Here is a 13880-nt window from a genome sequence, read left to right on the forward strand (position 1 = left end):
CGTTTGAAAGATTGGGTAAATGAAGATTCACTCCTAATTGGAGGGCAGGTGCTGCGATCGCGATTTCTGTTCGGTACGGGACGGTTTCCAAGTCCGGCCATACTGCAGCAAGCGCTTGTTGCATCGGGTTCGGAGGTCATTACGTTCGCAGTTAGACGGGTCAATCTGGAGAGTGTGGAGGATGATTCGGTACTTCAGCACGTTGAAGACAGACAAATGCAATATTTGCCGAATACATCAGGTGCGAGAACTGCTGAGGAGGCCGTCCGAATCGCAAGGCTGGCAAGGGAAGCTGGGCTTGGCAATTGGATCAAGGTTGAAATCAGCGGAGATCATCGAACGCTTCTGCCTGATCCAATTGAGACGCTGCGAGCTACGGAGCAGCTTGCAAACGAAGGTTTTATTGTACTTCCTTATACATCTGATGACCCTATCTTATGTCGGAGGCTAGAAGAAGCAGGTGCATCCGCAATTATGCCTGGCGGATCGCCAATTGGATCTGGACTTGGATTGCTCAATCCTTATAACCTTGGGCTTATTGCGGAGCAGTCAAGTGTTCCGGTTATTATAGATGCGGGCATTGGATCAGCGAAGGACGCTGCGGAAGCGATGGAGCTGGGCGCGGATGGTATTTTGGCTAATACGCCGATCGCTAAGGCGCAGGACCCGGTTTTGATGGCTCGCGCGTTTCGCTTAGCAATAGAAGCAGGCCGATTAGCGTGGCAGGCTGGCCGCATTCCGAAGAAACGTTATGCATCTGCAAGCAGTGATTGGGCAGGATCTTTATTTGAAACAGGAGTGAGCACAGGAGGGGAGCAATAATGTCCCAATCGGTAATCATACTCGGAGGCGGCATTATCGGTTTGTCCTGTGCTTTCGAGGCGGCAAGAAGGGGAATGAACGTGACTCTTATTGAGCCAAGCGCACTTGGAGGGCAAGCATCTGGCGCAGCGGCAGGGATGCTTGCCCCGTTTTCAGAAAATACGGAGCAGCCCGATGCATTTTTTCATCTGTGTTTAAACAGTCTTCACAGTTATCCAGCATGGATAAAAGCGATAGAAGAACAATCCGGCATGTCTGCAGAGTGGGTCCAAAGCGGCAGCATCAATGTATTCATGCATGAAGCCGATGCGCTCCCTATTCAGTCCAGATTGCAATGGCAAAATAAATGGGGCGCGGAAGCGCAGTTTATTGATGGAGCTCAGCTCAGGAAGCTCGAGCCGATGATTGCACAATCGGCGATTGCTGGTGTATTTACACAGAAGGAGAGCCATGTGTACGCGCCAAAGCTCGTTGCAGCGCTTGAAGAAGCATGCCGCACGCTCGGAGTCGTCATCCTACCGCATGCCGGGAAGATTGAAGAGGTAGTGGTACATCAGAGCGGCGGTGTTTCAGTCTATGCAGAAGCTATCGCGAAGCCTATTCACGGAGACCGGCTTGTCGTAAGTGCGGGCGCTTGGTCAGGTGAATATGAACGATGGTTCGGATTATCTATTCCAATCCACCCTATTCGCGGACAAATATGTTCATATGAGCATCAGGCATCTGAGGTGCGTCATATGGTATTTTCCAGTCAAGCCTATTGGGTCGGAAAAAGAAATGCTCGTCTCGTATGCGGAGCTTCAGAGGATGTTGCAGGTTTCGAAACCAGTGTGACCGAGCGGGGCATCGCCCGTTTAATTCGGAGCAGCAATAAGCTTTTTCCATTTCTTGAAGGCAAAGAAACCGCACATCGATGGGCAGGCTTGCGTCCCGCAACACGAGACGGGCTTCCGCTGCTTGGGCAAGTGGAGGGAATGCCAGCTGTTATTATGGCAGCAGGACATTATCGTAATGGTATTTTGTTAAGTCCGATAACCGCTCATATTGTCGCTGATATATTGGAAGAAAAGCAGGAAAAACAGTCGATCAGCAGATTCTCGCCAAATCGCTTTATGACTATTGCTCAAAAGGGTAGACTTTCCTCTTCCTAGGAAGCAGCTTTAAGGGGACTTGAATAATCTTAATTATTGCATTGAAAACAATTGAAAAATCTGCTATATTGAAAACGAGAATCGTTATCAGTTGAGTGGATTTTTTTTTTATGTCTGGAAACAGATCTTCCTTTGTGAAGCATATTTTCAACAAAAGTATACATACAGAAGGGTAGTTTTCAATGTCTTCTCTATCAAGCAAGAAAGCGCTGGCAGGAACAAAGCTGCGCACACGGCCGCTAGTGGCTACGATTATTTTATTTGGCGGAATTGCAGCACTCCTATTATCGTTGGCATTATCAATCTCGGTCGGTGCAGCAGATATCAGTCTCTCTACGGTGTGGGAAGGCGTATTCCACTTCAATGAGGAAAATATTCAACATCAAATTATTAAAGAACTTCGTATGCCGCGTGCGTTAGCAGCCGCCTTGGTAGGAGCAGCATTTGCTGTCGCAGGTTCAGTCATGCAAGGCATGACTAGAAATCCGTTAGCAGACTCAAGCTTGCTCGGAATTAACGCAGGAGCAGGTTTTATGCTGGCGCTTTGCTTCGCTTTTTTCCCTTCGATATCCTATCTAGGCCTTATGTTTGTTTGCTTTGCAGGTGCAGCTGTTGCTATGGGACTCGTATACGGAATCGGCTCATTAGCGAAGGGCGGTTTAACACCTGTGCGGCTTACGCTAGCAGGTGCGGCTGTAGGGGCGTTGCTGCTTGCTATTACGGAAGGCATAGCGATTTATTATAAAATTGGTCAGGATTTGGCTTTCTGGTACGCTGGCGGGGTAGCAGGAACCAAATGGCTGCAAATTCAAATTGTATCACCATGGGTAATAGGTGGACTGCTTGGGGCCATAGTGTTATCGCGATCAATTACGTTACTAAGCTTAGGCGATGATGTCGCTGCAGGCCTTGGACAACGAACTGGCCTAGTGAAGGCAGCAGGTGTCATCATTGTCTTATTGCTGGCAGGTTCAGCTGTTTCAGCGGTAGGCTCTATCGGTTTTGTAGGCTTGATTATTCCTCATATCTCACGATTCCTTGTTGGCGTCGACTACAGGTGGATCATTCCTTGCTCGGCTGTTTTGGGAAGTTTACTTATGGTGTTGGCGGACATTGGGGGAAGACTTATTAACCCACCTCAGGAAGTAGCCATCGGCATTATAATCGCGGTGATAGGCGTTCCATTCTTCCTCTATCTTGTAACAAGAATGAAGGGAGAATAAGCATGGATACCTATTTTATTTCAGCAACTGAGCAGCGCAGAAGAAAACGCGCGATTCTAGTAATGACGGTGCTTAGCGTACTTATTGTCCTATCCGTTATCATTAGTATGAACACAGGTTTTATCCGATTAGCGCCAATCGATGTATTCAAAACGTTATTTGGAGCAGGCACGGCGAAGCAGGAGCTTATTCTATTTAGTTTTCGCTTGCCTCGGATTGTCATTTCGATTCTGATTGGAGCAGGCTTCGCTGTTTCCGGCTGCATTATTCAAGGATTATCCCGTAATCCGCTTTCTGATCCAGGGCTGCTTGGCATAAATGCAGGTGCTGGGCTTGCTGTCATTTTATTTATTTCTTTTTATCCGACGACGGAAAAAGGCTCTATTTTTTTGATGCCGTTTCTTGCACTGATCGGAGCGTCATTAACAGCATTGGTTATCTTCGTGCTTTCGTATAAAAGACATCGCGGATTATTGCCGACACGGATGATCTTAGTTGGTATCGCTGTGGCCGCGGGCATTAGCGCAGCGATGCAGCTTTTGATTTTGCGCCTTACGCCGGAGAAATATCAGTTTTTCGCTGTTTGGATGGCAGGCAGCATATGGGGAACGAACTGGAAGTATGTTCTCGCACTGCTTCCATGGCTGATCGTTATTTTTCCGTTTGTGCTATTTAAGGCGAAATCGTTGAATGCTTTAAATTTAGGCGATCAGTTGGCAGTAGGCCTCGGAGCTCAAGTGAACAAAGAGAGGGCATGGTTGCTTGCAGCAGCAGTAGGTCTTGCAGGCTCTTGCGTCGCTGTCGGCGGGGGCATTGGGTTCGTCGGACTCATAGCACCTCATTTGGCAAGAAGACTTGTCGGTCCTCAGCATCAAGTGTTATTGCCAGCTTCGGCATTTGTAGGGGCGCTGCTCGTTATTGTGGCAGATACACTTGCCAGATGGGCATTCCAGCCAAATGAGATTCCAACAGGCATTGTTGTTGCTGTTATTGGAGCTCCTTATTTCTTATATTTATTGTCGAGATCGAAATAATCGGCGTATGCCAAAAGAAAACCGCGGCGAGCAGGATGCTCCCGCGGTTTTCTTTTGTGGAAAGTCATATATCCGAATTTGTCTTCACTCTTAGTAGCCAGCCCATGGGTACCTGCATATATTACCTATGACATTTCAGGTGGAAGAAGGAGAGGACTATGACAAAAAACAGAAAAGGGAAAAGCCCGAAGGGGCGAAAGCCGCTTTTTTATGTTGATAATCCGAATGCTTCCGAGTTAAAGTGGCTAGATGATTTGAACAGGAAGAAGGCCGCTGTGCAAAATTCGGTAGCCAAACGAACGGTAAAAGAAGTAGTGGAAGTCAATCAACCGACTTTGAATATTAATGCGGTTTCTGCTCCTTTGGTATCAGAAATAGAAACAATTGAAGAAGAATTGTTAGACAATGCACAGCCGGATGTGATCGAGATTGAAGAGTCTGAACTAGTAGAAATATTTGAAGTCATTGATTATGAAGAAGTTAGCCGAGAAGAGAAGATGGAGAAACTTGCGGAAAAGAAAAGCCCGGAATCGTCTGTTCCGTTTATTTATACGGATGATTTGGTCGACTTCGCAGTTACCACCGAAAAAATTGCATCAGGTGCAATCGAAAACAGTAAGCTCGGAGCGGGAAGTGTCAATTCAGACGTAATTGCAGATTACGCGGTAGATAGTATCCATATTGCGGACGGCGCCATAAAATCCTCTAAAATCGCGCTGGAGTCGATAACGGGGAACCATTTGACTAACAATTCGATATCCGGCGATAAAATTTTGGATCACTCCATCTACGGAAGCAAGCTGAAGGACGGGAGCATTTCGTCAGAGAAGTTAGCAGATCGCACGATAAGCTCACACAAATTAGCAGAAAGCTCGATCGAATCCAGACATTTAAAATCGTTTATTATTAATTCAGAGCTGCTGGCAGACCAGTCGATTACGTCGGATAAAATAAAAAGCGGAGCGATTCGTACTGAAAATTTGTCTAATGAAATCATTAACAACTCCAAACTGGGTGAAGGTGCCGTTACTCGCTCCAAGCTGCGCGATGAGGCTGTAACAGGAGAGAAGATCGCGCCGGGAGCGATTGACGCTGTTCATTTGAGACCTGGCTTAATACTTGCAGAGCACGTTGCGGCTGGTGCCATTCAAGGAAAACATTTGTCCCCAGGCGAAATTACAGCCGAGCATCTGGTTGAGGGAGCAATTGGTACAAGAGAACTGCAGGCGGACACCGTCAAAGCCAAGCATTTAACGGCAGGGTCGGTAACTTCGGAACACCTACAAGCAGGAGCCGTTAGAAGCGGCCATGTCGGAGCGGAACAAATCCAAAGCGGAAATCTTGCTGACCAGTCTGTTACATCCACGAAGCTTGCTGATCAATCGGTATCGACGATCAAAATTGTCGATCATTCGATTACTTTATCAAAGTTGTCCGACCAAAGTGTGAACGCGCAAAAGCTGTCAAATGATGCAGTACTTACCCGTCATCTGGGACGTTTCAGCGTCACTTCAGACAAAATCGCTGAAGCTCAAGTGCTGCAGTGGCATCTGGCAGCAGATTCCGTGTCGATGGAGCAGCTCGCCCCGAACGCCATTTTGAGAGAGCATGTGCAAGATGGAATTATTAATGAAGATAAGCTTGCTCTTCATGCTGTTAAGAAGGAACATATCGGTTATGGCGCTGTCGGCATGACGCAATTAGCCGATGAGTCCGTTACGAAGAGTAAGTTAACCGAAGGTGCGGTGACGGCGTCCATTTTGGCGAATGGATCAGTGGAGTCGAGACATTTGAAGGATGATAGTATTACGTTTCAGAAAATAGCTCCGGAAACGCTAAGGGCGTATCATTTTTCGGCTGGTGCTGTAACGGAAGAGTCCATTTCGCCGAAAGCTGTGAGCGGGGAGCACCTGCAGCTTGGTCTCATAGACAATCGCCATCTGGCGAATGACGCGGTTGATACGGAGAATCTGCAGGACGGATCGGTAACGAGCAGTAAGCTGGCTTATGGTTCAGTGACGGAGCGTTATATCGGACCAGGAGTCGTATTTTCACATCATTTGGCCGATCATATCGTCAATTCACTCAAGCTGTCCCCAGAATCTGTAACTACAGATAAGCTGGCTGATTTAAGTGTATTAGCTTCGAAGCTTGCGGATGGAAGCGTAATAAGTGCAAAAATTGCGCCGAATACGGTTCAATCTGAGCATTTTTCAGATGGAGCTGTGATGACTCGGCATATCGGGCTTGGTGCGATTGATTCATCGCATTTACAGAATCGTATCATTGGAGCGAATCATCTGATTGCCCACTCGATTGGAACAGATGCGCTGCAGGATGGATTGATAAAGGTTGAAAAGTTATCAGCCGGCTCTGTCCAGTCCAAACAAATTGGGGATGAAGCCGTGCTGAGTCGTCATTTGGCCAATGCTTCGGTGCTCGGTATACATTTAAGTGACAATAGTGTGCACAGTACCCATATTGTGGATGAATCGATTACAGAAGAGAAGCTGTCTCTAGACAGCGTAGGAAAAAAACAGCTGCAGATCGGCTCTGTCGGGGCTGCGGCATTGCAGCAAGGCGCTGTAAGCACAGCGCATGTGGCGGACGGTGCGATTACCTCTGATAAAATAGCGGAACTGTCAATCAGCTCGAAGCAGTTACAGCCAGCTGCTGTGAAGGCGGCGAATTTGGAAGCGGCGAGCGTAAGTGAGTCGGCCCTGCAGGATGGAGCAGTAACTGGAGTAAAGATTGATTTCGGGGCAGTGTCGGCAGAGCATGTGCAGCTGGAATCGTTAGCGGGTAAACATTTTAAAGCCGATACGATTCAAGGGTATCACATTCGTAAGGGTACGATTACGCTTGGGCATCTTGCAGACGAAGTGATTGAGTTTGAAAAAATATCGGATAATACGATTCCCGGCAGCAAGGTTAGGCAAGGAACGGTTAGCCGGAAGCAATTAGCCGATAACAGTGTAGGCGAGGAGCAGCTGTCCGAAGGTAGTGTAACGGAGGAGAAGCTAGCACCAGGGAGCGTATCTGTAGAGAAACTAGCGCTTGGAAGCGTGAGTATGGAGAAGCTGTTAGCAGGCAGTGTAACGACAGAAAAGCTGGCGTTTGAAAGCGTAGGTTCGGATCAGCTTGCAGCAGGCAGCGTAACGACGGAGAAGCTTGCAATTGGCTGTATAAGTGAGGAAAAGCTGGCAACAGGCAGCGTAACGACGGAAAAGTTGGCGCTTGAAAGCGTAGGGGAAGAGCAACTGTCGGCAGGCAGTGTAACGACGGAAAAGCTGGCATTCGGAAGTGTTAAAGCAGAGCAACTGTCGACGGGCAGTGTGACTTCGGAGAAGCTAGCGCCCCAAAGCGTAGGTGAGGAGCAGCTGGCGCCAGGTAGTGTAACGAAGGAGAAGCTGGCACTTGGAAGCGTAGGCGAGGAGCAACTGTCAGCCGGCAGTGTAACTGGAGTGAAGATTGATTTCGGGGCAGTGTCGGCAGAGCACGTGCAGCTGGAATCGTTAGCAGGTAAACATTTTAAGGCCGATTCGATTCAAGGGTATCACATTCGTAAGGGTACGATTACGCTTGGGCATCTTTCAGACGAAGTGCTTGCGTTCGAGAAAATATCGGATGATACGATTCCCGGCAGCAAGGTTAGGCAAGGAACGGTTAGCCAGAAGCAATTAGCCGATAACAGTGTAGGAGAGGATCAGCTGACTTCAGGGGCTGTAACGCGTGAGAAGTTGTTCGCGGCAGCGGTCGGCAGTGAGCAAATCGAATCGGGTGCAATCGGAACAGAGCAGCTGGCGGAAGACAGCGTAACGAAAGAGAAGCTCGCGCTCGGGAGCGTAGGAGAAGAGCAACTGGAAGCTTGCAGCGTAACGACCGAGAAGCTGGCAATCGGTAGCGTAGGTACGGAGCAGCTCTCGACAGGCAGTGTAACGACGGATAAGCTGGCGCTCGAAAGTGTTGGAGCAGAACAATTAGAAGCCGGCAGCGTAACGATGGAGAAGCTTGCTCTCAGAAGCGTAGGAGAGGAACAGCTAACGGCAGGCAGCATAACGACGGAGAAGTTGGCGCTTAGAAGCGTAGGCGAGGAGCAGCTGTCCGCAGGTAGTGTAACGGAGGAGAAGCTAGCGCCCTGGAGCGTGTCTGTAGAGAAACTAGCGCTTGGGAGCGTAAGTACGGAGAAGCTGTTAGCAGGCAGTGTAACGACAGAAAAGCTGGCGTTTGAAAGCGTAGGTTCGGATCAGCTTGCTGCAAGCAGCGTAACGACGGAGAAGCTTGCAATTGGCTGTATAAGTGAGGAAAAGCTGGCAACAGGTAGTGTAACGACGGAAAAGTTGGCGCTTGAAAGCGTAGGGGAAGAGCAACTGTCGGCAGGCAGTGTAACGACGGAAAAGCTGGCATTCGGAAGTGTTAAAGCAGAGCAATTGTCGACGGGCAGTGTGACTTCGGAGAAGCTGGCGCCCCAAAGCGTAGGTGAGGAGCAGCTGTCGACAGGCAGTGTAACGAAGGAGAAGCTGGCACTTGGAAGCGTAGGCGAGGAGCAACTGTCAGCCGGCAGTGTAACGATGGAGAAATTGGCACAGGGAAGCGTCGGAAATGAGCAACTCTCAGCAGGAAGCGTTACGACGGATAAGCTAGCGCTGGGAAGCGTGAAAGCCGAACAAATGGATCATGGAAGCGTGGGTACGGAGCAGTTGTCGGCAGGCAGCGTAACGACGGATAAGCTGGCGCTTGGAAGCATTGGATCGAAACAGCTCTCGGCAGGCAGCGTGACATCTGATAAGCTAACGTTCGGAAGCGTTGGAACGAAGCAATTGTCGGCAGGCAGCGTAACGTCGGAGAAGCTGGCATTCGGAAGCGTGGGATCGAAGCAACTCTCAGCGGGCAGTGTATCGACTGAAAATCTTGCGATGGGAAGCGTAAGAGAAGAGCAACTGTCGGCGGGCAGCGTAACGACGGAAAAGCTGGCGCCCCAAAGCGTAGGGGAAGAACAGCTGTCTGCAGGCAGCGTAACAACGGAGAAGCTGGCTTTGGGAAGCGTTGGAATGGAGCAACTGACGGAAGGCAGCGTTACGACGGAGAAGCTGGCACTGGGAAGCGTAGGAACGGAGCAATTGTCGGCAGGCAGCGTAACGACGGAGAAGCTGGCGTTCGGAAGCGTAGGAACGGAGCAGTTATCAGACGGCAGTGTAACGACAGAAAAACTGTCGCTTGGAAGTATAGGCTCTGAGCAATTAGACGCAGGCAGCGTAACGACGGAGAAGCTTGCGCTCGGAAGCGTGGGCGAAGAGCAGCTGTCGGTAGGCAGCGTAACGACGGAGAAGCTGGCGTTCGGAAGCGTAGGAACGGAGCAATTGTCGACAGGCAGCGTAACGACCGAGAAGCTGGCATTCGGAAGCGTAGGAACGGAGCAACTGACGGAAGGCAGCGTAACGACGGAGAAGCTGGCGTTCGGAAGCGTAGGAACGGAGCAGCTGTCGGAAGGCAGCATAACGAAGGAAAAGCTGGCACTGGAAAGCGTAGGGGAAGAGCAACTGACGGAAGGCAGCGTAACGACAGAGAAGCTTGCGCTCGGAAGCGTAGGAACGGAGCAATTGTCGGCAGGCAGCGTAACCGCGTCAAAGCTGGAAGTTGGGAGTGTAGGAACGGAGCATCTGGATGCTGGCAGCGTAACGACGGAGAAGCTTGCGCTCGGAAGCGTGGGCGAAGAGCAGTTGTCGGTAGGTAGCGTAACGACGGAGAAGCTGGCGCTTAGAAGCGTAGGAACGGAGCAGCTGTCGGAAGGCAGCGTAACGACAGAGAAGCTTGCGCTCGGAAGCGTAGGAACGGAGCAATTGTCGGCAGGCAGCGTAACTGCGTCAAAGCTGGAAGTTGGGAGTGTAGGAACGGAGCATCTGGATGCTGGCAGCGTAACGACGGAGAAGCTTGCGCTCGGAAGCGTGGGGGAAGAGCAGCTGTCGGTAGGTAGCGTAACGATGGAGAAGCTGGCGCTTAGAAGCGTAGGAACGGAGCATCTGGATGCTGGCAGCGTAACGACAGAGAAGCTTGCGCTCGGAAGCGTGGGCGAAGAGCAGCTGTCGGAAGGCAGCGTAACGACGAAGAAGCTGGCGTTCGGAAGCGTAGGAACGGAGCAGCTGTCGGAAGGCAGCGTAACCGCGTCAAAGCTGGAAGTTGGGAGTGTAGGAACGGAGCAGCTGTCGGAAGGCAGCGTAACGATGGAGAAGCTGGCGATCGGAAGCGTAGGAACGGAGCAGCTGTCGGAAGGCAGCGTAACGACGGAGAAGCTGGCGTTCGGAARCGTAGGAACGGAGCAGCTGTCGGAAGGCAGCGTAACGACGGAGAAGCTTGCGCTCGGAAGCGTAGGAACGGAGCAGCTGTCGGAAGGCAGCGTAACGACGGAAAAACTTGCGCTCGGAAGCGTAGGCTCCGAACAATTGACTCTTGGTAGCGTAGGGTCAGAGCAACTAGCCCCGGGCAGCGTGACAGCCGATAAACTCGCGCCAGGCCTGCTGTATGAGTATATATTTGACCAAGGAACGATCCAGCCACTGGAGCAAAAGCCGATTGAACTTTCTGCATTAAGTTTTGCTCCTGTAATATCGACTTCAAGGAGCGGAGTCGCTAAGCAACAGTTCGGATTGTCGCCCTTTAACTTCACTTCTCAAGAAGAGCAGATCCAAGTCGTCATTTCTTTCGAAGAGCCTTTCACGGATGATCGTTACGTACTGACAGCGACGATTGATAATCCCGCTTGTTATGCAGTCATACAATCCAAAACGGCCGAACAAGCAATTATTACCGTTATTCGTACGCGCATCAGTCATGATCCCAGAGGAGACATTAACTGGATTGCAATCGGCAGGGCATAGAAACAAAAAGAGGATTTTGTGCGCGAAATGCGTCAAAATCCTCTTTTTTCATGGAACAGGTTTTTGGAAAAATCTTTTGTTTAGCACTCGCAATCTATTCTTTCATTGCCTCATCCATCGGTTTCAGCAAATTACAGTGGGATCAAAATACCGGGAATCCGTTCCAAAGTGCTTATTCACAACAGTTCCTCCGATTCATGTTCTGAATCTAGCATAATCCGTGTCTATTTTTTAGTCTAGCATCAAATATATTCCCCATTCTCTCAGAAGATTACTTGACTATTGCTAGAATGTTGGATAAACACGTCTATTTGTCGACCCAAAACAACCTGAAAAATGGTAAATCAACAGGCTTGTTAAAAAACAACTTATTTTCAATCCTGCTCATATGTCGCAAGCAATGATAAAATGGGCTTTTATTAATGGATATTTATCTATACCGACTATTGTCCCTCCTCATATAACTACTTAGGAGGAGGAAGATAACTGAATGTGCTGAACCAAAACTGTAATCATCAGGGAAAATTAGTTTCAAGTGACTCTTTAGACCCGATAATTGATAATGGCTTGTTTGTACTGGGTATTAATCCGAAAGGACGGTTAAACGTACCTGGAGGTACGCCTTCCAGGTGAGAAACCGTTGAAATAAAAAATCCTCCATCAAAAGGAAGGTATGTTGGATGGAACGAGGAATCCCTTGTCTCATTTGCCTCGGCACATGCCGAGAAGCTATTGACATTTCAGGAGGAAGAAGGGGAGAAAATGGAGAAAAGAAGAAAAGGGAACAGCCCGAAGGGGCGGAAGCCGCTTTTTTATGTTGAAAATTCGAATAATTCCGAGTTAAAGTGGCTAGATGATTTGAACAAAAGGAAAACAGTTGTGAAAAGAACGGCAGCCATACGAATGACAAAAGAAGCGCATCCGGATTTGGTTGAATTTGAAGATCTTGAAGGCCTTGAAGCTCTCGATAATCTAGGAGAGCCTCAGAAAATGGTTGAAGGAGTAATACAACCAACCTTGGAAGAGAAGCTGGAAAGAGTTGAGGGAAAGAAAAGCCTGGATGCGCCAATCCCTTTTATTTATACGGACGATTTGGTTGACTTTGCGGTTTCCGCAGACAAAATTGCTCCCGGTGCGATCATCAGCAGTAAGCTCGGAGCAGGAAGCGTTCAAGCGGGCGCCATTGCCGATTATGCAGTTGAAGGCATTCATATTGCGGATGGCGCCATTTACTCTTCTAAAATTGCGATTCAGACGATTACCGGGGACCATTTGACGAACAACGCGATATCCGGAGATAAAATTTTGGACCTCTCCATCAATGGAAGCAAGCTGCAGAATGGAAGCATTACGTCGGAGAAGCTCGCTGACCGCACGATTAGCGCGCACAATATAGCAGAGGGCTCAATTGACGCCAAGCATTTAAAGCTATTTGTGATTAATTCGGAGCTGTTGGCCGAACAGTCGATTACATCGGGAAAAATAAGAAGCGGAGCGATTCGCGCGGAAAATTTAGCTAATGATGCTATTAACAGTTCGAAGCTCGCAGACGGCGCTGTTACGCAGTCGAAGCTGCGCGATGGAGCCGTTACAGGCGATAAGATTGCTAAGGAAGCGTTAGATTCCGTTCATTTGAAACCGGGAGCAGTCGACTCGGAAAAATTAGCAGTCAACTCGGTTTCTTCATCGCACCTGCAGGAAGAGGCCGTTAAAAGTGAACATCTCGCTGATCAGTCGGTAACGTCGGCGAAGCTTTCCGACCAAAGCGTGAATGCGCAGAAGCTGTCAAACGATGCGGTGCTAAACCGCCATCTTAGCCGTTTCAGCGTCACTTCGGATAAAATCGCTGATGCGCAAGTACTCCAATCTCATTTGGCAGCAGACTCGGTATCAACGAAGCAGCTTGCGAAGAACGCCATTGAGAGCAAGCATTTGCATGACGGAATTATTAATAAAGATAAGCTTGCGCCCCATGCGGTTCGTGAGGAACATATTGGTTATGGGGCAGTAGGGATGGCGCAGTTAGCCAATGAGTCGGTCTCAAGCAGTAAGCTGGCGGGTGGTTCTGTGCTTGGTATCCACTTGTGCGAGAATAGCATACGCAGCGCTCATTTGGTGGATGAATCTATTACATCAGAGAAGCTGTCTGCAGACAGCGTAGGTGAAAAACAGCTGCAGAACGGTGTTGTTGGGGCTGCGGCACTGAAGCCAGAAGCTGTAGGGACGGAGCATATAGCTGCAGGCGCGATTACGTCCGACAAAATCGCCGAGCTGTCAATTAGTGCAAAGCAGCTGCAGCCAAATGCCGTGCAAGCGGCAAACATGGAAGCGGCGAGCGTAGGCGAAATAGCACTGCAGGACGGTGCAGTAACTGGAGCGAAGCTTGTTCACGGTGCGGTTATTGGCGAGCATGTTCAGCTGGAGTCGTTAGCGGGCAAGCATTTGCAAGCAGATACAATTCTAGGGAATCACATTCGTAAGGGGACTATTACGTTAGAGCATCTTTCAGGAGAAGTGCTAGCGTTAATCTGTGCAGTTGTCAGTGAGGAGCGTAACAAGGCACGAGGAGCAGCTGTCAGCGGCCAGCGTAACGAGGGAGAAGCTGGCGCTCGGAGGCTCAGGAGTAAAACAGCCGCTAGCAGTCAGCGGAAAAAGGGAAAAGTTGGAACGCGGAAGCATCGGATCTAACAAAACAGCCGAACAAGCAACAAATACCGTTAGAAGACAGGGACTGGTTAAATCGGCAGGCATAGAAACAAGACGAGGATTTTGTGC

General features: G+C 49.4%; 6 protein-coding genes. All 6 read left to right on the forward strand.

All coding sequences use genetic code 11. The features are described from left to right. The first annotated feature begins 3 nt into the window (after positions 1-3). The 6 genes from AC787_RS04575 to AC787_RS04600 all read left to right on the forward strand — a co-directional run bounded on the left by AC787_RS04575 (position 4) and on the right by AC787_RS04600 (position 13793). Positions 4-822: a thiazole synthase gene (locus AC787_RS04575; RefSeq protein WP_054023695.1), complete on the forward strand. Its 819-nt coding sequence runs from the start codon at positions 4-6 to the stop codon at positions 820-822. After that, positions 822-1973, forward strand: coding sequence for a glycine oxidase ThiO (thiO, locus tag AC787_RS04580; protein ID WP_054023696.1), 1152 nt, complete (start codon positions 822-824; stop codon positions 1971-1973). Before AC787_RS04575 ends, thiO begins: the two co-directional genes overlap by 1 nt. A gap of 182 nt (positions 1974-2155) precedes the next feature. Then, positions 2156-3196, forward strand: coding sequence for a FecCD family ABC transporter permease (locus AC787_RS04585; protein ID WP_054023697.1), 1041 nt, complete (start codon positions 2156-2158; stop codon positions 3194-3196). 2 nt (positions 3197-3198) lie between these two features. Further along, positions 3199-4230 carry a FecCD family ABC transporter permease gene (locus AC787_RS04590; RefSeq protein WP_054023698.1) on the forward strand — a complete coding sequence of 344 codons (1032 nt, stop codon included), beginning with the start codon at positions 3199-3201 and terminating at the stop codon, positions 4228-4230. Between the two features lie 158 nt (positions 4231-4388). Continuing rightward, the gene (locus tag AC787_RS04595) at positions 4389-11105 is read left to right on the forward strand and encodes a WIAG-tail domain (RefSeq protein WP_054023699.1); all 6717 of its coding nucleotides are present in this window, start codon (positions 4389-4391) and stop codon (positions 11103-11105) included. A 762-nt stretch (positions 11106-11867) separates the two neighbouring features. After that, entirely contained in the window at positions 11868-13793 is a 1926-nt protein-coding gene (locus AC787_RS04600; RefSeq protein WP_054023700.1) for a hypothetical protein, read from the forward strand. Positions 13794-13880: the final 87 nt, after the last annotated feature.

It is taken from the genome of Bacillus sp. FJAT-28004 (genome assembly GCF_001280845.1).
Classification (GTDB): domain Bacteria; phylum Bacillota; class Bacilli; order Paenibacillales; family Paenibacillaceae; genus Pristimantibacillus.

Bases quoted from the DNA above. Each gene is read 5' to 3' on its own strand.
- AC787_RS04585 (WP_054023697.1), top strand. From the start codon at position 2,156: ATGTCTTCTCTATCAAGCAAGAAAGCGCTGGCAGGAACAAAGCTGCGC.
- AC787_RS04590 (WP_054023698.1), top strand. From the start codon at position 3,199: ATGGATACCTATTTTATTTCAGCAACTGAGCAGCGCAGAAGAAAACGC.
- thiO (WP_054023696.1), top strand. From the start codon at position 822: ATGTCCCAATCGGTAATCATACTCGGAGGCGGCATTATCGGTTTGTCC.
- AC787_RS04600 (WP_054023700.1), top strand. From the start codon at position 11,868: ATGGAGAAAAGAAGAAAAGGGAACAGCCCGAAGGGGCGGAAGCCGCTT.